The 25,891-nt window shown below is 44.1% G+C and carries 30 protein-coding genes and 1 pseudogene; 25 read left to right on the top strand and 6 right to left on the bottom strand.

Annotated features, from left to right (window positions below):
• Nucleotides 1-165: 165 nt before the first annotated feature.
• Together QWY16_RS16785 and QWY16_RS16780 are read left to right on the top strand one after the other, a co-directional pair.
• Nucleotides 166-666, top strand: coding sequence for a DUF2243 domain-containing protein (locus tag QWY16_RS16785; RefSeq protein ID WP_300990372.1), 501 nt, complete (start codon nucleotides 166-168; stop codon nucleotides 664-666).
• On the top strand, nucleotides 667-1,455 hold the full coding sequence (locus QWY16_RS16780; RefSeq protein WP_300990371.1) for a cytochrome c oxidase assembly protein: 789 nt from the start codon (nucleotides 667-669) through the stop codon (nucleotides 1,453-1,455).
• A 48-nt stretch (nucleotides 1,456-1,503) separates the two neighbouring features.
• Here QWY16_RS16780 and QWY16_RS16775 read toward each other — a convergent pair whose 3' ends face one another.
• A complete protein-coding gene (locus tag QWY16_RS16775) occupies nucleotides 1,504-2,085 on the bottom strand; it encodes a protein-L-isoaspartate(D-aspartate) O-methyltransferase (RefSeq protein WP_300990370.1) in 582 nt (193 codons plus the stop codon).
• A gap of 160 nt (nucleotides 2,086-2,245) precedes the next feature.
• Here QWY16_RS16775 and msrA point away from each other — a divergent pair, with 160 nt between their 5' ends.
• The 12 genes from msrA (at nucleotide 2,246) to QWY16_RS16715 (ending at nucleotide 10,356) form a co-directional block, all read left to right on the top strand.
• Entirely contained in the window at nucleotides 2,246-2,923 is a 678-nt protein-coding gene (gene msrA / locus QWY16_RS16770) for a peptide-methionine (S)-S-oxide reductase MsrA (protein ID WP_436837150.1), read from the top strand.
• 113 nt (nucleotides 2,924-3,036) lie between these two features.
• Entirely contained in the window at nucleotides 3,037-3,732 is a 696-nt protein-coding gene (locus tag QWY16_RS16765; RefSeq protein ID WP_300990369.1) for an MgtC/SapB family protein, read from the top strand.
• Between the two features lie 131 nt (nucleotides 3,733-3,863).
• On the top strand, nucleotides 3,864-4,253 hold the full coding sequence (locus QWY16_RS16760; RefSeq protein ID WP_300990368.1) for a GntR family transcriptional regulator: 390 nt from the start codon (nucleotides 3,864-3,866) through the stop codon (nucleotides 4,251-4,253).
• Nucleotides 4,250-5,347 carry a DUF1648 domain-containing protein gene (locus QWY16_RS16755; RefSeq protein WP_300990367.1) on the top strand — a complete coding sequence of 366 codons (1,098 nt, stop codon included), beginning with the start codon at nucleotides 4,250-4,252 and terminating at the stop codon, nucleotides 5,345-5,347. The genes QWY16_RS16760 and QWY16_RS16755 overlap by 4 nt, the downstream gene beginning before the upstream one ends.
• A gap of 22 nt (nucleotides 5,348-5,369) precedes the next feature.
• Nucleotides 5,370-5,564 carry a PLD nuclease N-terminal domain-containing protein gene (locus QWY16_RS16750; protein ID WP_300990366.1) on the top strand — a complete coding sequence of 65 codons (195 nt, stop codon included), beginning with the start codon at nucleotides 5,370-5,372 and terminating at the stop codon, nucleotides 5,562-5,564.
• Nucleotides 5,561-6,442: an ABC transporter ATP-binding protein gene (locus tag QWY16_RS16745; protein ID WP_300990365.1), complete on the top strand. Its 882-nt coding sequence runs from the start codon at nucleotides 5,561-5,563 to the stop codon at nucleotides 6,440-6,442. The genes QWY16_RS16750 and QWY16_RS16745 overlap by 4 nt, the downstream gene beginning before the upstream one ends.
• A complete protein-coding gene (locus tag QWY16_RS16740) occupies nucleotides 6,439-7,224 on the top strand; it encodes an ABC transporter permease (protein WP_300990364.1) in 786 nt (261 codons plus the stop codon). The genes QWY16_RS16745 and QWY16_RS16740 overlap by 4 nt, the downstream gene beginning before the upstream one ends.
• 133 nt (nucleotides 7,225-7,357) lie before the next feature.
• Nucleotides 7,358-7,762 (top strand): VOC family protein, encoded by a 405-nt coding sequence (locus tag QWY16_RS16735; protein ID WP_300990363.1) that lies wholly within the window; start codon nucleotides 7,358-7,360, stop codon nucleotides 7,760-7,762.
• Entirely contained in the window at nucleotides 7,755-8,459 is a 705-nt protein-coding gene (locus tag QWY16_RS16730; protein ID WP_300990362.1) for a CBS domain-containing protein, read from the top strand. The genes QWY16_RS16735 and QWY16_RS16730 overlap by 8 nt, the downstream gene beginning before the upstream one ends.
• Before the next feature lie 13 nt (nucleotides 8,460-8,472).
• Nucleotides 8,473-9,297 (top strand): metallophosphoesterase, encoded by an 825-nt coding sequence (locus QWY16_RS16725; protein ID WP_300990361.1) that lies wholly within the window; start codon nucleotides 8,473-8,475, stop codon nucleotides 9,295-9,297.
• 88 nt (nucleotides 9,298-9,385) lie between these two features.
• On the top strand, nucleotides 9,386-9,580 hold the full coding sequence (locus QWY16_RS16720) for an NUDIX domain-containing protein (protein WP_300990360.1): 195 nt from the start codon (nucleotides 9,386-9,388) through the stop codon (nucleotides 9,578-9,580).
• Between the two features lie 278 nt (nucleotides 9,581-9,858).
• The gene (locus QWY16_RS16715) at nucleotides 9,859-10,356 is read left to right on the top strand and encodes a GNAT family N-acetyltransferase (protein WP_300990359.1); all 498 of its coding nucleotides are present in this window, start codon (nucleotides 9,859-9,861) and stop codon (nucleotides 10,354-10,356) included.
• 30 nt (nucleotides 10,357-10,386) lie between these two features.
• Here QWY16_RS16715 and QWY16_RS16710 read toward each other — a convergent pair.
• The 3 genes and pseudogenes from QWY16_RS16710 to QWY16_RS16700 form a co-directional block, all read right to left on the bottom strand.
• Nucleotides 10,387-11,253, bottom strand: a pseudogene (locus tag QWY16_RS16710) (IS3 family transposase); the annotation flags it as partial.
• Nucleotides 11,214-11,771: a helix-turn-helix domain-containing protein gene (locus QWY16_RS16705; protein ID WP_300989257.1), complete on the bottom strand. Its 558-nt coding sequence runs from the start codon at nucleotides 11,769-11,771 to the stop codon at nucleotides 11,214-11,216. The gene QWY16_RS16705 and the pseudogene QWY16_RS16710, both read right to left, overlap by 40 nt.
• A 572-nt stretch (nucleotides 11,772-12,343) precedes the next feature.
• Nucleotides 12,344-12,667, bottom strand: coding sequence for a CHY zinc finger protein (locus tag QWY16_RS16700; protein ID WP_300990358.1), 324 nt, complete (start codon nucleotides 12,665-12,667; stop codon nucleotides 12,344-12,346).
• A 743-nt stretch (nucleotides 12,668-13,410) separates the two neighbouring features.
• Here QWY16_RS16700 and ribE point away from each other — a divergent pair.
• The 11 genes from ribE (at nucleotide 13,411) to QWY16_RS16645 (ending at nucleotide 24,745) form a co-directional block, all read left to right on the top strand.
• Nucleotides 13,411-14,040 carry a riboflavin synthase gene (ribE, locus tag QWY16_RS16695; protein ID WP_300990357.1) on the top strand — a complete coding sequence of 210 codons (630 nt, stop codon included), beginning with the start codon at nucleotides 13,411-13,413 and terminating at the stop codon, nucleotides 14,038-14,040.
• A 14-nt stretch (nucleotides 14,041-14,054) separates the two neighbouring features.
• Nucleotides 14,055-15,248 (top strand): bifunctional 3,4-dihydroxy-2-butanone-4-phosphate synthase/GTP cyclohydrolase II, encoded by a 1,194-nt coding sequence (locus QWY16_RS16690; protein ID WP_300990356.1) that lies wholly within the window; start codon nucleotides 14,055-14,057, stop codon nucleotides 15,246-15,248.
• Between the two features lie 13 nt (nucleotides 15,249-15,261).
• Entirely contained in the window at nucleotides 15,262-15,726 is a 465-nt protein-coding gene (ribH, locus tag QWY16_RS16685) for a 6,7-dimethyl-8-ribityllumazine synthase (RefSeq protein ID WP_300990355.1), read from the top strand.
• Between the two features lie 113 nt (nucleotides 15,727-15,839).
• Entirely contained in the window at nucleotides 15,840-16,547 is a 708-nt protein-coding gene (locus QWY16_RS16680) for a DUF421 domain-containing protein (RefSeq protein ID WP_300990354.1), read from the top strand.
• 9 nt (nucleotides 16,548-16,556) lie between these two features.
• The gene (locus tag QWY16_RS16675; protein ID WP_300990353.1) at nucleotides 16,557-17,087 is read left to right on the top strand and encodes a histidine phosphatase family protein; all 531 of its coding nucleotides are present in this window, start codon (nucleotides 16,557-16,559) and stop codon (nucleotides 17,085-17,087) included.
• Nucleotides 17,088-17,253: 166 nt separating this feature from the next.
• Complete coding sequence (locus QWY16_RS16670) at nucleotides 17,254-19,074, top strand: LTA synthase family protein (protein ID WP_300990352.1); 1,821 nt, start codon at nucleotides 17,254-17,256, stop codon at nucleotides 19,072-19,074.
• Nucleotides 19,075-19,139: 65 nt separating this feature from the next.
• Nucleotides 19,140-20,153: a GTPase gene (locus tag QWY16_RS16665; RefSeq protein ID WP_300990351.1), complete on the top strand. Its 1,014-nt coding sequence runs from the start codon at nucleotides 19,140-19,142 to the stop codon at nucleotides 20,151-20,153.
• Between the two features lie 282 nt (nucleotides 20,154-20,435).
• Nucleotides 20,436-21,116 carry a response regulator transcription factor gene (locus QWY16_RS16660; protein ID WP_300990350.1) on the top strand — a complete coding sequence of 227 codons (681 nt, stop codon included), beginning with the start codon at nucleotides 20,436-20,438 and terminating at the stop codon, nucleotides 21,114-21,116.
• Nucleotides 21,106-22,527 (top strand): ATP-binding protein, encoded by a 1,422-nt coding sequence (locus QWY16_RS16655; RefSeq protein WP_300993495.1) that lies wholly within the window; start codon nucleotides 21,106-21,108, stop codon nucleotides 22,525-22,527. Before QWY16_RS16660 ends, QWY16_RS16655 begins: the two co-directional genes overlap by 11 nt.
• 152 nt (nucleotides 22,528-22,679) lie before the next feature.
• Nucleotides 22,680-23,543, top strand: a complete 864-nt coding sequence (locus QWY16_RS16650) for a peptidylprolyl isomerase (protein ID WP_300990349.1) — start codon at nucleotides 22,680-22,682, stop codon at nucleotides 23,541-23,543.
• 14 nt (nucleotides 23,544-23,557) lie between these two features.
• Entirely contained in the window at nucleotides 23,558-24,745 is a 1,188-nt protein-coding gene (locus tag QWY16_RS16645; RefSeq protein WP_300990348.1) for a S1C family serine protease, read from the top strand.
• An 80-nt stretch (nucleotides 24,746-24,825) separates the two neighbouring features.
• Here QWY16_RS16645 and QWY16_RS16640 read toward each other — a convergent pair whose 3' ends face one another.
• Together QWY16_RS16640 and QWY16_RS16635 are read right to left on the bottom strand one after the other, a co-directional pair.
• Nucleotides 24,826-25,032 (bottom strand): hypothetical protein, encoded by a 207-nt coding sequence (locus tag QWY16_RS16640; RefSeq protein WP_300990347.1) that lies wholly within the window; start codon nucleotides 25,030-25,032, stop codon nucleotides 24,826-24,828.
• 54 nt (nucleotides 25,033-25,086) lie between these two features.
• The gene (locus QWY16_RS16635; RefSeq protein WP_300990346.1) at nucleotides 25,087-25,791 is read right to left on the bottom strand and encodes a type 1 glutamine amidotransferase domain-containing protein; all 705 of its coding nucleotides are present in this window, start codon (nucleotides 25,789-25,791) and stop codon (nucleotides 25,087-25,089) included.
• Between the last annotated feature and the right edge of the window lie 100 nt (nucleotides 25,792-25,891).

Below are 25,891 nucleotides of genomic sequence, written 5' to 3'. Positions count from 1 at the left end.
CTTAAGTATAAGCCTATACAACAATAATGGACGGAAAATTCAATCTTCCGATGGGTGCGAGGTTTTAATTGATAGAAATGCGGGTATCATTTTCCAACAATGCTAATAGATTATAAGTACATCCAAATAAGAAGAAGATATTAAGGCATAGAGGAGGCAGTCCGTATGGTCGCGACTAATGATGGTGCGAAAGCTTACGTTAATGGCAAAAATCGCAAGCTATATTCAACACGCAACTTGTGGTCCGGCGTTCTCTTTGGTCTTGGTTTAGCCGCTTTTGTTGATGAAACGGTCTTCCATCAGCTTTTGCATTGGCATCATTTTTACGATCAATCAACAAGCAATATCGGTTTGGTCTCGGATGGCTTGTTTCATGCATTTAGCTGGTTTGCCACCATAGCATCGCTGTTTTTGTTTGCGGACTTAAGAAGAAGGGACGCTTTTTGGCTAAAGCGATGGCTGGGAGGCTTGTTTTTCGGAACCGGTGCTTTCCAGCTCTACGATGGGACAATTCAGCATAAGTTGCTGAGGCTGCATCAAATCCGTTATAACGTTGATATACTTCCATATGATGTGGCTTGGAATATTATTGCACTTATCCTGCTTATAATCGGCGGCATATTGCTCTGGAAAACACGCAAGCTTCCGGAAAGAACAGGCAGTTAAATGGAACACGGGCTGCACTCGGAGGTTACCGCAGCAGAATTTGGGGTAGCATTGTTGATGCTGACAGCTATTGTGATTTACATGAACGCATCAGTTGTGTCAGGGAAGAGAAATAGAAAGTGGCCGCTGTACCGGATTTTCTTATGGATTTTGGGTGTTTTAGCTATTGGAGCCGTATGTATAGGTCCATTAGCGAGCCGTGCCCATAGCGATTTCACTGTGCATATGTTCAATCATCTATTGATTGGTATGCTGGCTCCGTTGTTGATGGTGCTGTCGTCACCGGTAGCGCTTCTTTTAAGATCGCTTTCAGTAGCATCGGCAAGAAAAGTGGCGGGGATATTAAAGAGCAGGCTAGTGTATTTCATGGGCCATCCCATTACAGCGGCAATCTTGAATACAGGTGGGTTATTTGTGTTGTATACGACGGACTTGTATTTCTTGATGCATGACTATTTTCTGTTGTACGTGCTCGTCCATTTTCATCTTTTTGCTGCTGGTTATTTATTTACTGCTTCCATCATTTATATTGATCCGGTGGCACATAGAGTCGGCTTTCTTTATCGGGCGATTGTTTTGGTGACAGCACTTGCGGGTCATGGGCTATTAGCAAAACTGATTTATGCCGATCCGCCGGAAACGGTTTTAAAAAGCCAGGCAGAGGCTGGTAGCATGCTGATGTATTATGGCGGCGATGCCATTGATGCGGTTCTGATTATCGTGTTTTGTTATCAATGGTTTATCTCCGCTCGTCCGCGCCAAACGGTGCCGGAGGGCGGGTTTAAATAGAAGTCTGTGCTTCAGGTCAAAATATCCGACGCTGAAGCACAGACTTTTTTATTCGTACTTCCCTTTCAGCGGTACAAATCTCACATAGTTCAAAACTTTAGAAGTTACATTTCCATTTTCGTCTTTTTCGATAAGAGTTAATTCCTGCATAGCAGATGAACCGACAGGTATTAGCATTTTTCCATTATTCTTCAGCTGCTCCACCAGTTCGTTCGGCACTAAGGAAGCAGCGGCTGTAACCATAATGCGGTCATATGGGGAAAATTCTTCCCACCCAAAGCTTCCGTCATCAAGTTTAAAATGGATATTGGTGAATCCTGCTTCAGCGAGCCGCTCTTTAGCGCGATTATGCAACTCCTTAATGCGTTCAACTGTAAAGACTTCCTCTGAAAACTCAGCTAATAAGGCGGTTTGAAATCCGGATCCTGTTCCGATTTCGAGTACTCTCGAATCAGGCTGGAGATCCAGGGCTAGTGTCATTTCCAGGACAAGGGAAGGCTGTGAGATCGTTTGCTCAAATCCAATGGGAAGGGCTTCATCAAGACCCGCCAATTCCTTATGCGAATCCATGAAAAAGCGCCGGTCCAATTCTTGGAAATAAGAAATGATTTCTTTTTTACGGCTTTTCATGGTTTCCACTCACTTTCAATATCAAGATTGTTAGTATTATTTCTTGTCTCCATTTTAATAAAATTCAATGCCGCTTGCCTACTATTTTAGCTGGGTAAGCTTTCAAACTTTCTATGTCTTTTTAGGTGTGTTTTACTAAAATTAAATGGAGGGAACTGCAATGGAACAACAGCTCACAATTAGAGATTTGGAAAAAGAGATGGGGGATTCTCAGCGAACTGCAGAAACAGCGACCTTTGGAATGGGCTGTTTCTGGGGGCCGGAAGCGCGGTTTGGAAGTTTGCCGGGTGTCCTTCGAACAAGAGTCGGCTTTTCAGGAGGCACAACTCCCAATCCTGCTTACCGCAACATGGGTGACCATACAGAAACGGTCCAAATTGATTTCGACCCGGAACTCATCCCTTTTGAAGAAGTGCTTAAACAGTTCTGGAGAAACCATTACCCAAATAGGGACGAATATAAAGGAAGACAATATATTTCACTGCTGCGCTTTCACAGCGATGCTCAAGCAGAAGCCATTGAGCGGGTGAAAAAAGAAATGGAAGCGGAACTGGGCGAAGAAATTGAGACAGAAATCGCTTCTTATACGCAGTTCGCACTGGCAGAAGAACGCCATCAGAAATATTACCTGAAGCGCTATCCAAAAGCTTTAGAGCAATTGGAGATATTTTATCCGAACCCTGATTTACTGATAGACTCTACATTTGCTGCCCGTTTAAATGGTTTTGTCAAAGGCTTCGGAACCAGAGAAAGCTTAAAACAGGAAATTATGGGGTGGAACATCAAAAAGGCGAATCGACAAATACTGGCGGATAAATTATTGAAACTTAAATGGTAAGGTTTCAGTAAAAATGTTTTGGCCATGCTGCTTAATTTAAGACTGATAAAAAAATATTTGGGTAAACTTTAGTAAACGAAAAAAGTGAAATAAGACGGTCAGGAGGAAAGCTGATGGATTTTCTGCCTGGAGATTATTTGAGTATCATCATTCGCTTGCTGATTGCCGCTTTTTTGAGTGGATTAATCGGAATCGAACGGGAAGCGCAACAGCAGCCTGCAGGTCTTCGGACGCATTTGCTCGTTGGGACCGGCTCTTGTTTAATGATGATCTTGTCGGTCACTGGATTTGATGCTTTTTTGGCACGGGACAGCGATGCCATTCGTTTTGACCCCTCGAGGATTCCGTCTTATGTAATTAGCGGCATCGGTTTTTTAGGAGCTGGAACAATTATTGTGCATCGTGGCTCTGTAAAGGGCCTGACGACAGCGGCATCGGTTTGGGTAGCAGCAGGGCTTGGCTTGGTTGTAGGGATCGGCATGTATTTTGTCGCTATTTTAACCACGGTAATTGTGCTGGTTGCGCTATCGATTCTTGGGAAGCTTGAAGCAAAATACCTTCCTTCCCATAATCCAAAAGAAATTTTAGTAATTGCAGAAGACCGGGAAGATGTTTTTTCATCCATCAGTGGACTTTTTGAAGAAAATAAAGTGGTTATCATGGATTTCCATATTGAGACTGTCGAAGCCCATAGTGATAAAAACGTTTTGGCTTATCGGTTTATTATTAGAGATGAAAATATAAAAAATGAAATTGAACTCGTAAAAAAACTTCAACAGCATAAATCTGTTTACAAAGTAACAAAATAATATTCTATGAAAAGCTTTGGCAATTTAATGTCTCAGCTTTTTTTATTGTTCAGTGATTGACGGTGAGGCATGTCTGTTATATGATGTGTATAACAACTGTTCTATAGTAAATAGAACAAAGAGGTGAGCAAATGTATATTGAAATTGAACCGCAATCGGAAGTGCCGATTTATATGCAGCTGGCTCAGCAAATAATGGAAGGGGTAGCGAATGGACAACTGCTTCCAGGTTCTCCTTTGCCTTCAGGAAGGGCTTTTGCGGCTGATCTTGGCATGAACATGCATACGGTCAATAAAGCCTATCATTATTTAGAAGAGAAAAAAATAATCGAAATCATTCCGAAAAAAGGGGTTTTCATTCATGCGGATGGTTTACGTGAAGCGACAGCTGAGGAAAAAGAGCGGATTGAGCAGGAATTAAGGCCAATTCTGGCAGAAGCTTTATGCCTTAAGCTAAGCAAAGAGGAAATGGCACAAATGATCGAAAAATTGATGCGCAATATACAGGGGGGAGTAAAATGACGATTTTTCTTATGGCTGCCATCATGATTCTAATAATCGGTGTTCAGGCTTTCGTTCCTTTTTTAGTGAAGAAAACAGAAGTGTTTGGAGTTTATGTGCCGCAGGAGTATACACAAAAAAAGACACTTGAACTATTAAAAAAAAGGTATGCAACGATGGTGGTGCTTGCGGGAATCGTGGCTGCTGCCATTTACGCGATTCTGCTCAGCGTGACAGAAGCCACTGAAGAAGCCGCTGCCTTCTGGGGCCTCGGGCTTCAACTGGCCTTAATATTATTCAGTATGGCTTTATATCTCATCAATCATCTAAAAGTGAAAAACGAAAAGCAGCAAGAAGGATGGACAGTGGGAAAGAAAGAAAAAGTGGTAGTGGACTTGCAGTTCCGGAATGATTTGGAGATGGTGTCCGGAATTGCCTTTTTGCTGCCTATGCTAATCACTGCTGGATTAATTTTTTATACCATCAGCCAGTATGGCAGCCTGCCTCATCAGATTCCAGTCCACTGGGGGCCAGGCGGAACACCTGACCGTTTTACAGATAAAACCGCCTTCTCCAGCATCTCACTCTTGCTGGTGCTGTTGATGATGCAAGCACTGTTTTATTTCTTGAATCAGGCAAGAAAGACAAGCGGGGCCAAAATCATGGCCAGCCAGAAACAGCGGTCACGGGAAAGGGAATTGGCTTCCCGGAAATACGGCAGCTGGCTGTTGTTCATTACCACTGTTTCTGCGACGTTGCTGCTGGGCAGTTTTCAATTGTCCATTATTCATCCGGAACTTGGCAGCGCTCTCTGGAACATGGCGTTGATCATAGGTTTTCTCATCTTGGTGCTGGGTGGAACAGCGCTTTATACTTTCAAAGTGGTCAAAAGCGGTCTAGCTGCTGCTGAACAGCAGCAGCAACCCGGAATTATTGATGCGGACAGAGATGAACACTGGAAAGCGGGAATTTTTTATGTAAATAAAGAAGATCCTTCGGTGATGGTGGACAAACGCTTCGGAGTTGGATGGACCGTTAATTTCGGAAATCCGAAAAGCTGGCTTTATGTGTTGTTGCCGTTCGTCGTGCTGTTAGCTATTGCATTGTTGATATAAGCGAAAAGGGGGATGAGGGAGAATGGACCAAACTACTTTACTGATGCTGCTATTGCCGATTTTAGTGATTCAATTGGGATTGATGGTTTTCACATTAATCGACTTGGTTAAAAATCCGAATCCGAAAGGGCCTAAATGGCTATGGGGAGCCATTATCGTGTTCATCAATATTCTAGGGCCGATTTTGTATTTGGCAATCGGGAGGCGGAATTATTGAGCATACTGGAAATCTCAAACCTGACGAAACGTTATGGTGAAGAATTAGCCGTCAAAGACCTTTCTTTTTCGCTGGAACAGCGGACATCTACTGCATTAATCGGACCAAACGGAGCTGGAAAAACCACTACTTTATCGATCCTTGCGGGATTACTGAAGCAAACGAGCGGTTCAGTCCAATTGAATTATGAATCAGGCATCGGATTTTTGCCCCAGCACCCTCAATTATTTCCCTGGCTGACTGCTCTGGAGTTTCTCGAGATGGCGGCTCGGCTTAGCGGAGTGAGAGCCAAAGATGTCAGGCGTCAATCAATTAAAACCTTAGAGATGGTGGGATTGGGTTCTGCTGCGAACAAAAAAACAGGGGCTTTTTCGGGAGGTATGAAGCAGCGCCTTGGGTTGGCTCAAGCAATTGTCCACCAGCCGAAACTACTGCTATTGGACGAGCCGGTCTCTGCACTGGATCCGGCAGGACGTAGAGAAATTATGGATCTGTTGAAATCCTTGCAGCATGATACAACCATTCTGTATTCAACGCATATTCTGAATGATGCGGAAGAAATGACCAATCAATTGCTGTTCCTGCAGCATGGCCGACTGGTTGAACAGGGGTCATTGGCAGAAGTCAAAGAACGATACGCAGAACCAAGCATCCGCATTCGTTTCCAGGATGCCAACTGTGCCAGCAGATTTGCTGAAGGAAACAGATGGCATGCAATTACGAAAGGAGCTTCTGTGGTTTTGCCGATTGATGAAAACGGACCGCAGATGAAGGAGGTCTTGTCAGTTCTTGCATCGAGTGCAGAAGGGATAATTGGCGTGGAACGGCAAAAAGCTACGCTTGAGGAAATCTTTTTGAAGGTGGCGGGTGCGGAGTGAATCAATTCGGCGTTTTACTGAAAAAAGAATGGCGGGAAAACTTCAGGAACTATAAATTATTCTGGATACCGGTTGTTTTTATCCTGTTTGGCATTATCGAACCCCTTACAAACTACTTTTTGCCGCAAATCCTGGATTCTGTCGGCAATTTGCCTGAAGGAGCGGTAATCGATATCCCGCCGCCTGAGCCTGAACAGATTTTGGCAGCCGTTATGGGACAATATCAATTGGTTGGTCTGCTGGTTCTGATACTTGCCTACATGGGGACTATTGCTGGAGAACGGAAAAATGGCACTGCTACACTTTTGTATGTAAGGCCGTTGTCGTTTACTGCTTATTTCCTAAGCAAATGGATCCTGGCAAGTGTGGTTGGCCTGTTGAGTGTCTGGCTTGGGTTGATCACGGCTTATTACTACACGATGTTGTTGTTTGAGAGGATTGACTTTACAAAGTTTCTGCAGTTTGCAGGTACCTACAGTTTATGGATTTTATTAGTAGTAACTTTTGTGCTACTGCTAAGTGCAGCCATGCCTAATGCCGGAATGGCAGCGGCAGCTTCGTTGCTTCTTATTATTATCTTTCAGCTTGCAGATGGACTGTTTGGTGCCTATTGGACAGTTTCGCCACTGAAAATTCCGGGTTATGCCGTCTCGTGGTTGTTGGATAGCCCAGGAAACAAGGAGTTCTGGGGGACAATGGGAATCAGCGTGTTCCTGATTTTGGCAATGCTCGGTTCTGGTATTTGGATGTCTAAATACAATGCCTCAAAAACAAAAGTATAATATTTTAAGCCATAGCCTTTAAGGCTGTGGCTTTTATATTGCAGTGAGTTTTAAGTGAGCCTAAAAGAAGCATTTTTAAGACTCGAACTTTTCGGTTTCACTCTGTTAAACTGAAAAAAAGGAGGCGGTGACTTTGCTGCATCATGTAGAAATAAACGTTTCAGATCTGGATGCTTCAAGAAAATTTTACAGCGCCCTGCTTTCGGAACTTGGATATGTGGAATATCAGAACTGGCCGCTTGGATTCAGCTACAAAAGCGGTTCTGCTTATCTTGTATTTGTCCAAACAGAAATGCACTATTTACAGCTGCCTTATCACCGCAAAGCGACTGGATTAAACCATTTGGCTTTTCATGCAGAATCCCGCGGGAAAGTGGACAGCTTGACTGAGAAAATGAGAAGATTAGGGGTACAGATTTTATACGAAGACCGCCATCCTTATGCTGGTGGTCCGGAACATTACGCGGTTTTTATGGAAGACCCTGATCGGTTGAAAATTGAAATTGCAGCTGCTGAAGGTGGTGGCCATTTTGCCTAGTCAGAACTCGGCACGCTTTATCGTGGCCTTTAATAAAATTGAAAAAACCTTGAAGGAAATAATCGGAGGCGCAAGCTATCTTACCTTTTTCAAAGCGATTGATTTAGCGAAAAAAGACAATGCTACGGTAAGGAAATATGAAGATGACCTACGGGAATTCGCCGACCTTCGAAACGCCATCGTCCATCATCGCACGGCTGCTGAGTATGTAATTGCCGAACCGCACCTTGAAGTTGTAGAATTAATAGAGCATATTGAGCTGTTGCTGTCACAGCCTGTCACTGTCGGTACGATGTTTGCGAGGACAGTGCATACTTTTGATGCGACAGATAGTTTGGCAAAAGTATTACGTATTGTAAAGGTACGCAACTTTATGCAGTTGCCGATTTACAGGGAAGAAGAGTTCATTGGATTAATTACTGCTGCAGGAATTGCACGCTGGCTTGCTCAAACTGTTGAAGAGAAAATCATTTCCCGGGAAATGATCACGATGAATGATATTTTAAAGCACGAAAAAGATGGAAAAAACCATCGTTTTATCGCTTCAAATACGTCTGTTTATGAAGCGGAAGAAATATTTAAGCAATCCGTGATGGAAGGCGGACGTCTGGAAGCGCTCCTCATAACGAGAACTGGAAAGAAAGAGGAAAAATTGACGGGCATAATCACGCCTATTGATTTGATCAAGATCGAATAGAGGTAAGGTATAGATGAAAAAAGTAATTGTATTTCTGGCTTTGGTCTTTTTTGTTTGGGGCTTTGTTTGGGTCAATAATAAATGGGTTGTGACAACAGAATACACAGTAGCGTCAGAAGAATTGCCAGCAGCTTTTGACGGGAAGAAAATTGTACAGATCTCAGATTTGCATAATGCCAGCTTTGGCAAGGACCAATCTTCACTGATTGAAAAAGTGGAAATAGAAAAGCCGGATGTAATTTTTATAACCGGTGATTTGATTGATAGTGACCGTTACAATTTAGATGTCAGTTTAACTTTGGTGGAAGCGCTGGTAGAAATGAGTGAAGTTTATTTTGTAGTCGGAAACCATGAAATATCGGTGAATAAACTTGATGAAATTACAGCAGCATTAGAAGAAAGAGGCGTAAACGTTTTAATGAACGAAACTGCTCCCTGGGAAGTTGAAGGAGAAACGATTCAAATTGCAGGAATCAATGATCCGCTAATGGATGTGGATCTTTCAGAAGAAGATTTCACCCGTCAAGCAATTGATGAGGCGGAGCTGACAAATGCTTTTACTTTATTGCTGGCGCATCGTCCTGAAATGTTCAGCACGTATGTAAAGGAAGAAATCGATGTGGTGTTTTCTGGACATGCCCATGGCGGGCAGCTGCGCATACCAGGCCTGGGTGGCTTGATTGCACCGGGACAAGGATGGTTTCCAACAATGACTGAAGGTGTTTTTCGCGAAAACGATACACAGCTGGTTTTAAGCAGGGGACTTGGAAACAGCGGATTTCCAGTAAGATTATTCAACTTGCCGGAAATTGTGGCAATCACATTGGAAAAAGCATAAGAGGTGTGTAATGGACATAACGTTTAAACTTGATCATCAGGTATTCAATTACCGGGTAGCGGCGGTTTAGATAGAAAATGCCCATGTTTTGCTGCATAAGCAGACAAAAGAATCCCACTGGGCGCTTCCAGGAGGGCGTGCGCAGATGCTGGAAAATTCTAAAGCCTGTGTGCAGCGGGAACTGAGAGAAGAACTGGATGTAGAAGTAGAGGCAGAGGCAGAGCGTATGTTATGGGTGACAGAAAACTTTTTTACATACGATCAAAAAAATACCATGAGCTAGGTTTTTACTACCTGGTACATAGTAAAACAGGAGAAAAATTTTATCGTCCTGAACCGTTTTTTGGACCGGAAGGCGATCATCTGACATACCAATGGATTCCGCTTGAAGAGGTCTGCACTGTAAATCTTTATCCTCACTTTCTGAGAGAGGCATTGCAAAAAATGCCGCAAGCAACGGAGCATTTAATCTTAGCAGATTAAATGCTTTGAAAAATATACAGAGAAGTTCTATAACTAGTAGGGGATAAATGTCAGCAATTTTGTTAGGAGGCGCTTAAAGTGATTAAAAAGAAGGAAGTCACTCTTCATCCTTATTCATCGAAAGTGACTGTCGAATATAGCTTGCCGTCAGACCAATTAAAATTTACAGGTATGCCGCAGGACATAATCGAACGGGATGCCAAAAATCCGGATAAGCACTTGGTTGTCATAAGAGCGCGCGATGAAGTGGCCGGTTTTTTTGAACTGGATGAATCAGATGACCGGAAATTGTATTCAAATAATCCCAAAGCGCTGCTGCTCCGCGGATATTCAGTTAATCCGAAATACCAGGGCCGCGGGATTGCTACTGGCTCGATTTACGCTTTGCCTGATTTTATCCGAAAAGAATTTCCGGAATTCAATGAAGTTGTGCTTGGAGTGAACGCGAGTAATCCGGCAGCTCAGCGGGTCTACCAGAAAGCAGGATTTGAAGATACCGGCAGACGGCTGATGCGGTCTAAAGGCGAGCAGATTGTTATGTGTTTAAGAGTGAATCCGAAACAAGAGAACAGCTAAGGTAGTGACCCCTTAAAGTTAGAGTTTCAGTTATGCAGCTAATTGGCTGGCATGAATTCGGTAGTTCACCGGGCTCATGCCGGCCAATTTTTGCTTGATGCGTTCATGGTTGTAGTAATGGACGTACCGTTCAATTTTCAGTTTCAGTTCTTCGAAGGGGACCAATTCTTCTCCGTAATACATCTCTTGTTTAAGCAGGCCGAAGAAGTTCTCCATGGCCGCGTTGTCGGCACACGTCGCCTTTCGGGACATGCTTTGGAAAATCCGGTTCTCTTTCAATGTCTTCGCCCAGTATCGGTGCTGGTAATGCCAACCTTGATCGGAATGGATGGTGGTCCGATACCTGGCTTGTTCTCCGATGACTGGCAGGGCATTCCGTAACGATTCCATGACGAAGTCGAGGGTTGGGCGTTTCGCCATACTCACGCCAATGATTTCCCCGTTGTAGAGATCCATCAGCGGACTCAAATACAGCTTTTCTTCTCCTGCACATTTGAATTCCGTCACGTCCGTCACGATTTTTTGCAAGGCATGCGTGGTGTGGAACCGGCGGTTCAACCGGTTTTTGGCGATGGTGCCTACTTGCCCCTTATAGGAACGATAGCGCGATTTCCGAATGAACTTTACGCAAGTGAGGTTCAATTCGCCCATGATGCGCTGGACTTTCTTGTGGTTGATGACGTACCCTTGCGCCTTTAATTCCAGAGAGATCCTGCGATACCCGTAACGGCCGTCGTGTTTTTCGAAGAGCGCCAGAATCAACGTTTTCCATTCCAGATCCGGATCTTCCAACCCAAATCGCTGGCGGTGGTAATGATACGTCGCTTCTGGCAGATCGACGATCTCCAGCACATCCGTTAATCGGAATCCTTCTTTTTGGAGTTCGAATGCCAGCGCTGCTTGTGCTTTTCGAGGTAGGCATCCGGATTCTCCTGGAAAGCGTTCAACTTTTTTAAATAAGCGACTTCCAAACGGAGAAGCTCATTCTCGCGTTCAAGTTGTTCTTCACGGGACATCGTCCCAGCCGGTTTTGCCGGTTTCTTTTTCGAATTTTTCGCCATGGGTGGCCGTCCTTTCTTTCTCAGGCCTCCTGCCCCTTCCGCCAAAAATGTCTGTTTCCATTTCACAATAAGCGTCGGGTTGTGCATCTTGAATTCAATCGCTGCGTCCTGGTAGGAAGCGCCTGTTTGTTTCATAAAGTGTAATACATCCAATTTGAATTGAACAGAATACACCTTGTTTTTTTGCCTGTTCCGCAATCCTTCTTTTCCGAATGCCTGGAAAGCCCGCACCCAGCGTGCTATTTGCCCGTGGCTGGATATCCCGTATTTTCGGGCTAAGCGTGGATAACCCAACGGGCCAGCCAAATACTCGTTGACCAGCTTCAGTTTAAATTCTTCGCTATATTTCATCATAGAAAAACACCCCAAAAGTTAGATTTTTAACTCTAACTTTTGGGGTGCAGTACCTAATGCTCTCTTGTTTTCAGCTTGTTGAGAAAGTTGAAATTTGTATTAGTGATCATCCCTTAACCGATATTCCGCCAACCAGCTGCGCTTGCCGCGGGCGAGCGCCAAGCCTCCTCAGCCGCTTCGCGCCTTGCGGGGTCTCGGCTGTCTCGCTATCCCGCAGGCGTCTCCGCTGTTTGGCTCCATATCTAGAGAAGTAAGCATAAGCATTAGAGAGCTTTCCGAATCAGCTCTCTATTCCAGAGAATCTCTAAAGGTGACAAAAGAGAGCTGAATGCAGCGGAAGGCGGCGACTTCTGCGGGAATAGGGCGAGTCCTGAGACCCCGCAGGGAGCGCCAGCGAGCGAGGAGGCTCAGGCCGCACCCCGCGAAAAGCGTCCGCCCTGGAGCGAAATGGAAAAGGCTGTCGAGAGTTTCTCGACAGCCTGGAAACAAGAGAACAGCTGATGTTCTCTTGTTTTTTATTTGGGTCAATATAAAAAAACTGATTTCACGGATATTGTTGCGATACTTAATAATTACCCGAAATACAAATGCTTATGCAAGCTGCAGCCCGGATTGAAACCTGCACTGCATACTGGACACGATGACGAACAGTCCAAATACTCCTGAACAGTCAGTTCATGACCGCATGCACCGCATAAAACGGCTTTTTCATCGAAACGATCTTTTGGCCAGACTTGGGGATTTCCACAACCCACGGCTTGGTGGCATTCAAAGCAAGGATAATAGATGCCACAGCAGAAAAACTTGATGGCAATGCGATCGTTTTCTGAATGATAATGCGCGCAGCGTGTTTCATCGTCAACACCAATTCCTTTTACTGCTAAAGAATGTGCCATTTTTCAACCTCCATTGTGAATAAAGCAAATATTTACTGACTATTCTTCTATTTATGCTACTATTAATTGAACGAATAATCGAATCAATTCTTCGGGGCAAGGTGAAATTCCTTACCGGCGGTGAGCAGGAAACTGTAAGTCCGTGACCCGATCTATGAAAATGAGCAGCAGTGTAAACTTGCGCCAGCTGTCGTGGCTTGACATGCGCCAGCGCTTTTCAGTGTCCAGCTCCGGCAATCAGACCCTCGGGGTCATAAGTCAATCCCTCTTTGCGGCAAAAAGCGCCGCGCAGAGGACTCGCCTTATGCCTGTCGGGCCTTGCGCGATTGCCTGAGCTTTTCATTTTTTCATAGACGGTGGAGCTGGTGTAATTCCGGCACCGACAGTTAAAGTCTGGATGGGAGAAGAAGTTGAAACGTTTTTCGTTATGCATTTTTTCTGATCGGTGAGAATTTATTATTGCTGAAAAAAGATCCGGCTTTTTAAGCATATTATAATAGTGACCTCAGAACTAAAGTGCATTCTCAATAATTTTATTACATCCTCTTTATTATCCTTTCCTAGCCACCCGTCTGCCCCTTGGTGGAAAGAACCCATTTTGTTTTACTTTTTGAGGGCTTACATGCCGAATAACGCGTTCAGCTGCTTGGCTGTAGTCTGTCGAAGAAATTGTTACATATAATTTAATAAGGTCTCATGACCAGACAAAAGCTTTTGGCTTTTTCAAAGGAGCGTGATTACAAGTGTTTACTGGAATAGTGGAGGAAGTGGGAAAAGTTGCCTCACTTCGTGCGAAGCCGCAGGCCATGGAACTGACAATTGCCTGTTCGCTTATTTTAGAAGATGTGAAACGGGGAGACAGCATTTCGATAAACGGAGTCTGTCTGACCGTTTCAACTTTTACGCACGATACATTTACGGTCGATGTTATTCCGGAAACGGTCAAATCTTCTACGATGTCGGAGCTGAGAAGCGGTTCCCGTGTGAATTTGGAACGAGCTATGCCGGCTAATGGCCGTTTTGGCGGCCATTTTGTCAGTGGCCACATTGATGGCGTTGGTGTCATCCGTTCTGTAAAAACAGAATCGAATGCTTTAACGAAAGTAATTGAAGTGGAGCCGGAACTGATGAAATATATGATGCACAAAGGATCGGTTGCAGTAGACGGTACTTCGCTCACCATATTTGAACTCGGCAAGAACACGATAACCATTTCCTTGATTCCGACTACACAGGAAGATTCTCTTTTAGGGGAAAAAGGCATTGGCGCACGCGTCAATATCGAATGTGATTTGCTTGCGAAATACACAGAACGAATTCAAACAGCGAAGCCGGCAATGACCCGCAGCTGGCTGGCTGAAAACGGATTTTGATGGAGGCGAAAGAGATGTTCTATACTGTAGAAGAAGCTGTGCGCGATTTGAAGAATGGCAAAGCCGTTATTGTTATTGATGATGAGAACCGCGAAAATGAAGGTGACTTTGTCGCATTGGCAGAGCATGCAACACCGGAAATCATTAATTTGATGGCAACCGAAGGACGCGGATTGATTTGTGTGCCGGTTGAAGAAGCAATCGCGAAAAGGCTGAAAATCGGTTTAATGACTGATAACAACACGGATGAATATGGAACAGCTTTCACCATAAGCGTTGATCACAGAGATACCACTACAGGAATCAGTGCGTTTGAACGGTCGCATACCATCACAAGTATGTTGGATCCTGACGCTAAAGCGGCGGATTTCAAGCGTCCTGGCCACGTCTTTCCGTTGATTGCCAAAAAAGGCGGTGTTTTGCGCCGTGCCGGCCATACGGAAGCAGCAGTGGATTTAGCGAAACTGGCTGGCTCTGCTCCGGCAGGCGTGATATGTGAAATTATGAATCTGGACGGCACTATGGCCCGCGTTGACGATCTGCAGAAAGTGGCAGAACGCCTAGGCTTAGGGATATTGACCATCCAGGATTTAATCGCTTATAAACGCAAGAATGAAAAATTGATCAAACGGGAAGTGGAAGTGACCCTTCCGACTGAATACGGGGAATTCCGGGCAGTAGGCTATACGGAACTGCTGACTGGACAAGATCACGTAGCCTTTGTAAAAGGAGACATTGATCCGGAGCATCCGGTACTGGTCCGCGTCCATTCCGAGTGCTTGACCGGAGACGTCTTCGGCTCCCATAAATGCGATTGCGGCCCACAGCTGCACTTAGCACTGGAACAAATCAATGCAGCAGGATCCGGCGTTTTACTGTATATGCGCCAAGAAGGCCGCGGCATTGGCTTGATCAATAAATTGAAGGCCTATGAGCTCCAATCCCAAGGGTATGACACGGTAGAGGCCAACCAAAAACTAGGATTTGCAGATGATTTGCGTGATTACGGAATCGGAGCGCAAATATTGCGGGATTTGGGAATCGTAAAAATGAAGCTTTTGACGAATAACCCAAGAAAGATTGCCGGCATTGGCGGATATGGATTGGAAGTCATCGAACGGCTGCCAATCGAAATGCCGACCAATAAAGATAATGAAGCGTATATGAAAACCAAAAAATCGAAACTCGGCCATTTGCTGAATTTCTAAAGGAGAACTGAACATGACGGTACATTTTGAAGGATATTTAAACGGCGAAGGGTTGCGCATCGGCATTGTGGTCGGGCGTTTCAACGAATTTATCACCAGCAAATTGCTTAGCGGAGCGCAAGATGCATTAAAACGCCACGGCGTAAATGACTCGGACGTTTCGGTTGCCTGGGTTCCGGGAGCATTTGAAATCCCGCTCGTTGCAAAAAAGATGGCGACAAGCGGCAATTATGATGCAGTTATTACACTGGGCACGGTCATCAGAGGCGCTACACCGCATTTCGATTTTGTCTGCAGCGAAGTGGCAAAAGGTGTTTCAAGAGCGAGCGACCAAGCGAATATCCCCGTTATTTTCGGCGTTTTGACTACCGATTCAATTGAACAGGCAATTGAACGTGCAGGAACAAAAGCCGGCAACAAAGGCTGGGAATCGGCAGCAGGCGCGATTGAAATGGCAAACTTGATGAAAAAACTGTAAAGCACAACCCGGGACTTTAGGTCCTGGGTTTTTTTATTTAGCTTAAACGCTATAGAAAGGGGAATGGGGATGATATAGAACAACATAGAGAAATTGACTGGAGGAGAAGGGTATTGACTTATTTTGATATTGGGATGAAATTGATTTTCGGGCTTGTGGCATTGCTGGTGGTGACACGGCTGCTTGGGAAAAAAGAGATGTCCCAGCTTACTCCTTTTGATTTTATTTACTCTATTGTTTTGGGCGGAATTTTAGAAGAAAGTATTTACGATGATAAAGTTTCAGGGCTGCATGTATGGTTTGCCGCAGCTGTCTGGGGACTTATGCTGTTTGGCATTGAAAAACTTTCGAAAAAATACGATAGAGTGCGGGTATTGCTTAAAGGAGATGCATCCATCCTGATTCAAGACGGGGAGTTTATGGTAGATGAACTGAACAAAAACCATTTGGAGATGGAACAGCTCAGAACCATGCTTCGTGAACAAGGTGTTTTTTCGCTGCGGGAAGTGCGTGATCTGTATTTGGAGCCAGGCGGTACCGTCAGTTTGCGCAAATATACCGAAAAGGATAACCTCACTCCTGAAATGCTCGGGATTAAACCGAAAGATGATTCCTTGACCTTCTTGTTCATTGACGAAGGCGAGATCAATGAAGGGATTTTAAAGTATGTCGGAAAATCGAGGGAATGGCTTTATTCGGAGTTGGAAAAGGAAGGATTTAAAGACATTGAAGAAATCTTGTATGCTGAATGGTCTAAAACAGACGGATTTTTCATAAAGACTTATAATGAATCTAAAGAAGGCGCCGCAAAAGGAAATTAGGAGGGGCATATGAAAAAAGTGATTTTTTTAGTTCGGCATTGTAAAGCAGCCGGCCAGGATCCGAGTGCTGGATTGACTCCCGAAGGCAATCTCCAGGCTCAAGAACTCGCACGTTTTTTTGAAAGCCAAGAAGTTAACCGTATTATCTCCAGCCCGTATACACGGGCTATTCAATCTATTGATCCGACAGTGGACAAGCTTGGCATTCGTCTTGAAATTGATGACCGCCTGGCTGAACGTGTATTAAGTTCTGGGGAAATGCCTGATTGGATGGAGCGGTTAAGAGCATCTTTCCATGATTTGGATTTGAAATTTTCAGGAGGAGAATCCGGTCTTGAGGCGACTAAGAGAGCCATGGAAGTGCTGAGAGACGCTTCTGATGGCACTGTCTTAGTAACGCATGGCAATTTGCTGGGACTGATATTGAAACGAATCAATGAATCTTATGGATACGAGGAGTGGGTGAAGCTTTCGAATCCTGATGTTTACAAAGTGGAAATAGAAGAGGAAACCCATCAAGTGATGAGAATATGGGAGTAAAATAAAAGCCTGCTGATAAAGGACTTTGTTTTTGATTCTGATTCAATGAAGTTATAATAAATTTATAAAAGGTGGCCGGATTCTTAATCCGGCTTTTATTTCCCGTTCCGTAAACTGATGAAATATTTAACTGGTTCAATTGCCAACTAAAGGGGAGGTGGAACTCATGAACTCAGCAAAGGCAGTTCCCTATCTATTGCTCTTTCTCTTCCTGTTCATCAAAGTAAGTGCGTTTCGAATGCTGATCTTTGACACGAAGTCCATCGGGCATATTGCTTTTGTCGAGTTTCCGGTATGGGCACTCCTTTTGGCGATAGGACTTTTGATTTTTAAAAAGCATAGATGGCTTACCGTTTGGATCTACAGTTTTCTTGTCTCCGGCATTTTCTTTGCAGTGACGTTATACAGCCGCTATTATACGACTATCCCCTCCTATTACGATTTGCAGCAGACAACGCAGTCAAGTACGGTGGGAACAACGATTCTGCTATTGATCAACCCCCTGGATTTTTTATTTTTCTCAGACCTGATTCTGCTGGCTATTATAGGGCGCAGATGGCGCAGGCTGCCACGGACGAATGCACTCAAATACGCTGTCATCGGATTTTTAGTTATCAGCGCCATTACAACCGCCTATGCAATCAAACAGCCAATTATAGACATTTCATATTTTGCAAAAGAAAATGGGTATGCACAATCTCAGCTTGTTCAAATGTATCAGCAGACAACTGAAAAAGCTCATGCCTCTTCAACAGAACTGTCCCCCAAAAAACTGGAAGAATTAAAAGGGAATGAATTCATCCCAGTTCACAGCCATGAAAATTTCGGGTTAGCAGAAGGCCGCCATTTATTTGTCGTGCAAGTTGAATCAATGCAAAATTTTGTGGTCGGGAAATCATTGGCTGGGCAGGAAATCACTCCGAACATCAACGCTTTGTTGGATGAAAGCGCTTATTTCTCCAATGTTTTTCAACAAATTGGCGCCGGCACAACTTCTGACGCCGAATGGATTGCCAACACCGGGTTATACACTGAAGGAATGGTGCCAATCGTAAATCAGCTGAACGGCGATAAAGTGCCTTCACTCGCTAATGCACTTAAAGATAAGGGCTATGGTTCCGCTACTTATCATGCTGATGATATAGAGTTCTGGAACCGGGATGTACTGTATCCTGCTCTTGGGTTTGATGAAGTGTTTTCGATTGAAGATATGCCGGACATCAAACAAGTCGGTTTTGGACCTGCAGATGAAGTATTGTTTGATTTTGCCCTTGACGAACTTCCGCGTCAATTAAAAACCTACGACCGCATTTACTCCAACATCGTCATGATGACAAGCCATACTCCGTTCCTGATGCCTGAAAAAATGCAATATCTGAACTTACCGAAAGAATATGAAGATACACATGTTGGAAACTATCTGCAGGCAGTCCGGTATGCCGATGAACAAGTAGGCGTCTTTATCCAGGAGCTTAAAGATCAGGGGTTATTCGACGAATCACTGATTGTCATATTCGGCGATCATTCTGGAATCCACGGGTCTCCGCTTTCTTTAGAAGACGAAGTGCTGCTGAATGATTTTCTGGGCCATCCTTACTCCCTGAAAGAACGCTATACCGTTCCGCTTGTCATGACTGGAGGCGGTTTGTTCGAAGGGACTGAAATGAAAAGGCTTGGCGGCCAAGTAGATATTATGCCGACTGTGCTGGCACTGCTCGGAATAGAATACGACCACCCATTAATGGGCCATAATTTGTTCCAGTATGAGAAGAATTTGCTTGGCATGCGCTATTATATGCCAGGCGGATCGTTTATCCAATCGGAACAACTGTATAAAGCGCCGGGAGCGAAACTTCCGGACATGCTTTACGATTTGAAAACGATGGAAAAGCGAGGAAAAAACAGTGAGACAAAAAAACATATCCGTGATGTGCAAGTGATCTTAGAGTATGGGGATAGCTTGCTTAAACCCTATATCCAAGACTGAATATCACACGGAGGCATAGAAATTGATTATAATAGTCAGTAAAGATCGAAAAGGGGGAACGCCATATGGTGAAAGAGTTTGAACAAGAAGTTAGCCAAATGATGGATGCAATGTTTGAAAATGAAATGAAAAAAGTGAACGATATGCTCGAACAGGACTTGCTCATCTCGTTAATTGGTGAAGTGAACGCTGGAAAGTCATCGACAGTCAACAAAATCATCGGGGAAAATATCGCCAGCACAAACCCGATGCCCGGAGAGACAATCAGCGTGGATCCTTATAATATTCGCGGACTGGAAAACATCAAATTCATGGACACGCCTGGCCTCAACGACCCGAACGATGAAAATCCGAAAAAGACACTCGAATTTGTTCAGAAATCAGATGTCGTGCTCTTTTTCCTGAATGCAGCGGGAACAGTATTTTCGGAAAGCGAAAAAGAAAAGTTTACAGCGATTGAAAAACACAATAAAGATATTCTCATCGTGCTGAACAAAATCGATGCTGCCGAAGACATACCATCGATTGTCCAGTTCGTTAAAAATCATACAAAAAATAAATACAAAGTCATCGCCATTTCTTCAAAAACTGGTGAGAACCTTGAAAACTTGAAGAAGGAAATTCTTTTTTTGCTCGAAAAGAAGGGAAAAGACCTGCTCTTCGCTAAAAGCATGAAAGAGAAATCTTCTGCTGCCAACCGCTGGATTATCGGCTCCGGTGTCTCGGCAGGGGTAATTGGAGCGTCACCGATTCCAGGGTCTGATGTGATCCCTCTTACTTCTTTACAAGTGGGGCTAATTATTAAATTGTCGAAGTTATATGATAAGCCTCTTAGCAAAAAAGCGGCGAAAGACATGATTGTTATTACGGCAACACAGACAATCGGCCATACACTTTACCGCCAAGCCTTGAAATTCATCCCGGGTGCCGGTTCAGTCATAGGCGGAACAGTCGCTTCAGCAATGACACTGGCGCTTGGCTACGGCGTGAAGTACGCTTATGAAAACAATATTGCCATTGATTACGACATGATTGGCGAATTGTTTGAAAAATACCGGACGCGTGAGAAAAAAGTGTGAAGTGAATGATTGGAGACCGCTCTTTTTAGAGAGCGGTCTTTTATTTTCCCTTAAATTCAGCGCTTGTCGGGGCTGCACGGACGCTTGCGCTTTTCCATATTGTCCAGCTCCAGTGCCCAGATTCTAGAGTCATAAGCCAACCATCTGTACGGCAGAAACACGCCGTTTCGATGGTCCGTCTTATGCCCGTTGAATCTACATGGGCACTTGCGCTTTTCTTAATGGCTTGCGTCTTATTAAAATGTGTTTTACTTTTATAGAAAGAAGAGACGGAGGTTGGATATGAAAATTTTGGTGGTGGAAGACAACCCGAGTGTAAGTTCGATGCTGGAATTATTTTTCTCGAAAGAAGGAATAACGGGAGAGTTTGCAGCAGATGGACTTGAAGGATATCAAAAATATCAGCAGGGAAATTACGATTTGCTGATTCTGGACTGGATGCTGCCAGGGATGGACGGCATTGCACTTTGCCGGAAAATACGGGAAGAAGGAAATCTTGTTCCCATTATCATGCTGACAGCCAAAGACAGCGAATCGGATCAGGTAATCGGGTTTGAAATGGGGGCGGATGATTATGTGACGAAACCGTTCAGCCCGTTGACTTTAATGGCACGCATCAAAGCGGTCATGCGGAGATCCCAAAAAACGGAGCCGGTATCGGATACGATTCAAACAAAGCATTTCCTGGTCAATAAAGAGACAAGAGATGTACAGAAAGACGGAGAACAGGTTCAAAGTCTGACGCCAAAGGAATTTGATCTGCTTGTGTTTTTCCTGCAGCATCCAAAGCAGGTTTTCAGCCGGGAACAGTTGCTTGAGCAAGTGTGGGGCTATCAATTTTACGGGGATGAACGGACAGTCGATGTCCATATCAAGCGGCTCCGCAAGAAAATATCCGGCGGTGACACATTGTTCCATACCGTTTGGGGAGTAGGGTATAAATTTGAAGAACATGCGGATTAAATATTTCTATCAGCTTATTGCCAGCCATTTGAGCATCCTGCTCATCGCTTTTTTGGTTTTGAGTTTATTGTTTGTCCAATATGTAGAAGACTTTGCTTATGAGGAAAAAGCGGAAGAGCTTGAAAGTTACGGCCAAAAAATTCTCGAAGTGCTAGAAAGTCCGCGGCCAGGTTCAGGGCTGCAGTCCTATGTATCGATGTTAGAGGCGAGAAACATCAATTTCATTGTCTTTGACCAGCAAAGCCGGATTCTTTATCCATCTGCCGGTAATTTTCCGCCGGTCGTACTGACACAGGAAGAGTGGAATGTCATTGAACAAGGAGAAACCTTGGTCGTCAACCGTGATGTCCAGCGTTTTGAATATACCGTTACATTTGTGGCATTGCCTTATGTAGAAAATGGCCGGTTGATCGGAGGCGTGCTTTTGGCCTCGCCCATCAGCGGGACAAGTGAAATGATTTCAGAACTCAATAAATCACTCTTGACCACCATACTGATTGCACTGGCCGTAGCATTGCTGCTGAGCTTATTGCTGTCGAAACTGCATGTTAGCCGGCTTCAGCGCATGCAAAAAGCCGTGGCAATGATTAGTGAAGGCAATTATGCAGTCAACTTGCCGGAATCTCATTTTGATGAATTTGGTGACTTGGCAAAAGATTTCAACAAAATGGCAAATAAACTGCAGCGGTCCAATGAAGAAATAGAGCGGCTGGAAAATAGAAGGCGCCAATTCATGGCAGACGTTTCCCACGAAATGCGCACGCCATTGACAACGATTGCCGGAGTGATCGAAGGCCTGCGCAATAATATGATTGAGGAAGACCAGCGGGAAAAAGGAATCCGATTGGTGAGTGATGAAACAAAGCGCCTGATGCGGCTGGTTAATGAAAATTTGGATTACGAAAAGATCCGCTCGAACCAAGTGACGCTGACGAAAGAAGAAATTGAAGCAGATGAACTTTTGGAAATCATCCAGGAACAATTGCAAATGCAGGCAGCTGAGAAAGGAAATGTTATTGAAGTGCAAACAGAGCCTGACCAAGTGATTTATGGAGATATGGATCGCTTGATTCAGATACTGACGAATATCGTGAAAAATAGCATCCAGTTTACAGAGAATGGCCGGATTTTATTGAAGGCATTCCATGAACCGCGATTTATGGTCATCGAAGTGCAAGACAGCGGTACTGGTATTGATGTGGAAGAAATCGATATGATTTGGCGGCGCTTTTACAAATCGGATTTGTCGAGGGGGAGCGGCCAATTTGGCCTTGGGCTATCGATTGTGAAACAGTTGGTCACGCTGCACGACGGCGACATCCGGGTGGAAAGTGAAAAAGGCAAAGGCACGAAGTTTACCATTCACTTGCCGCATAAAGCAAAATCTGCAGATGAACCAGAAATAGTGTGAAGTTATTAAAAGACCTGAAGGCATGTTGCTTCAGGTTTTTTCTAATTACTCTTATTTGACCAAACTTTACATATCTCTTAAAAGTTTGGTCATAGTTTATTCATATTTGCTTGTTAAGATTAATTTAACGAGATGAAGGAAGAGGGTTGAGGATGAAAAAAGCAGTGTATATAGCAATCGGAGCAGTGATTGCCTCAGCAGTGTTCTTGGCAGCAAGCTTTGCGCCGAGCGAAGCGGTAGCAACAGTAAATGGAAAAGAAATCGAGCGGGATGCACTTTATGGAGAAATGGTGCAAGCGTCAGGGGCTGAAACGCTCAATTTAATGATTACAAATGAAATCGTCGACCAAGAAGCTGAAAAAGCGGAAATCGAAGTGACGCAAGAAGATCTTAATAAAGAGATGGCAGTATATGAAGAAGCTTATGGCGGAAAAGAAGCCCTCGCATCCGTATTGAAAGCAAGCGGTCTGTCAATGGATGATTTAAAACAGGAAATAGAAATGTATACGAAAATCAAAAAGCTGATCGGTCCTGAGATTGAAATAACGGATGAACAAATCAAGACCTTTTTTGAAGAAAACAAAGAAAGCCTGGCTCAGCCTGCTCAAGTTGAAGCGAGCCATATCTTAGTGGAGACAAAAGAAAAAGCGGATAAAGTTGCGGCGAAGTTAGCGGATGGCGGAGATTTTGCTGAATTGGCTAAAGAATATTCAACGGATGCAGCTACTGCAGACAACGGCGGTGAACTTGGCTGGTTTGGCGCAGGCAAAATGGCACCTGAATTTGAAAAAGCGGCTTTTGCCCTGGATGCAGATGAAATCAGTGAGCCGGTAGAAACGGAATTCGGTTTTCATATCATTAAAGTAACGGATAAAAAAGAAGCGAAAAAAGCCACTTTAGAAAACAGCAAAGAAAAAATCGAAGAAACTTTATTCAATGAAGCCTTAAACACCAGATTTGCTTCTTGGCTGACTGAGAAAAAAGAGTCATATGAAATTGAAAGTAAATTAACTTAAGGAGAGAAAACATTATGGGATATTATAAATCAAGCGAACCAAAGAAAAAACGTTCAGGCTATTTTGCATCAAGTTTTACGGGATTGATTGCTGGGGCAGTGCTGGTTGGAGTAGTAATTCCTGAATTTGCGGATATGGAGGCATCAGCTGAAAATCAGCCGAGAACCGTAGAAACGGCCAGCGGAGTGCAAAGTCTTTCCGATATCGTCACAACGGATGTCACAGAAATTGTAGAAGCCACTTCAGCAGCGGTAGTAGGGATAACCAATATGAAAACAGCACAGCAGAATCCATTCGTGCCAGCCGCTAATTCAGAAGCAAAAGAAGCGGGCACAGGGTCTGGAGTAATTTATAAAAAAGATAATGGGTCTGCGTATATTGTCACCAATAATCATGTAGTAGAAGGCGCAGAGAAAGTGAAAGTGACATTAGCGGATGAAACTGAACTGGACGCAGAAGTTCTAGGGACCGATGTCTGGACAGATCTGGCAGTATTGAAAGTTGACGGTGACAGCATTTCAACAGTTGCTGAATTTGGAGACTCTTCTGTGCTGAAAGCGGGAGAGCCGGTTATTGCAATCGGTAATCCGCTGGGCCTTCAATTCTCGGGATCGGTAACAACGGGCGTCATTTCCGGAACTGAACGTTTGGTGCCTATTGATATCAATGGTGATGGAACTGAAGACTGGCAGGCTGAAGTTCTTCAAACAGACGCAGCAATCAACCCAGGGAATAGTGGTGGTGCGCTGATCAACAGCCAAGGCCAAGTAATCGGGATTAACTCGATGAAAATAGCCCAGGACGCTGTGGAGGGAATCGGTCTTGCGATTCCGATCAATACTGCTGTTCCAATCATCGAAGACCTGGAAAAAGAAGGCGAAGTTGAACGTCCGGCTATTGGTATCAGCATTATGGATTTGGCAGGTATCCCGAAGCAATACTGGAACACCGAACTGTCTTTGCCGGCTAATGTAACAGAAGGCGTTGTAGTAAGTGAAGTAGCTCCAGGTTCGGGTGCTGACAAAGCGGGAATTCAAGCATACGATGTAATCGTCGAAATGGATGGAGAGCCGGTAAACTCGGTATTGGAACTTCGCCAGCATCTTTATAATGAAACTAAGATCGGTGAAACCTTGAATGTGAAAGTTTACCGTGGTGGAGAATTGGTGGAAGCTGAGATTGAATTAACAGAAAGCCTATAAAAAAGAAGCTTTTCGCAGCGCTGCGAAAAGCTTCTTTTTACTTATAGCTGAACCATAGAAAACTGATTGCTTACAAGCAATCAGCCAAAAAGTCCCCACATATTTGAACTGATTCCAATGATTATAATAATTAGCACAATAATAACGAAGACAACGATACCGATTTGAATGGGTTTATAACCGGTGACTCTCGGTTCTTCCAAACCTTCTTTTTTGTCGGGTGGATGTTTTAAGGTTTCCTTACTGGCTTTCATATATTCTTTTTCTTTTGGGTCTTTTTCACTCATGCCATTACCTCCCCGTTTTACTCTATACAATTTACATACCCTAAAGTTATTGGGTTAATCAAAAAACTTCTCTTCCTCTTTCTTCTCAATGCTTGTCAGCTTTTTCGCCAATTCCTTGCCAAATTGAGGGGAGGATTGTGGATCCCGGCCGGTCAAAATTTGGTCACTTCCCCATACGACGTACTCCTTTTCGTTGGTTTCAGCTTTGTAATTAGCAATTTTACGCAGCTCATCTTCCAGACTGAATGGAAGCAAGCCGCGGACTTCTTTCGGTTCCATGCTGTTCGGATATCCCGTGACATTCAATCCTTCCAGAATGCCGCGCCCATTTGGAAGTTTCGTGTAGACCAGAGGAGCAGGTCCATGGCAGACCGCTGCTACAATGCCGCCAAGTCCGTAAACAATATTGATGATAGCGTGCAAATCTTCATTATGGGCCAAATCAAACATGGCACCATGCCCGCCGACGATGAAAATGGCATCATAATCACTTGCTTTAACGTCTACAATAGGCGTGGTTTTATCGGCAATGCCGGATTCGTAAAGTTTTTTATATTTGCCTTCGGGATCATAATCTTCACTGAGGCTTAATGGATCTACAACAGGTTTGCCGCCTTTAGGCGAAGCAAGGCCAACTGTATGCCCTTCCTCCTGCAAGGCAAGAACAGGTGCGAATAATTCTTCAGCCCACCAGCCTGTTACATAATTGTTTTCTTCATCTGCATATCCACTTGATAAAACTGCCATCACTTTTGCCATAAGTTCTTCCTCCTTAGCGTAACTAATTGTCTATTTGTTCATTTACCCTCTCCGATAAACCTGAAACTTAGAAGGAAGACCGCTTCTTTTGGACTAACTT

Origin of the sequence: Planococcus shenhongbingii (genome assembly GCF_030413635.1) — a bacterium.
GTDB classification, from domain to species: Bacteria; Bacillota; Bacilli; order Bacillales_A; family Planococcaceae; genus Planococcus; species Planococcus shenhongbingii.
This window is presented reverse-complemented; position numbering and strand designations above follow the sequence as displayed.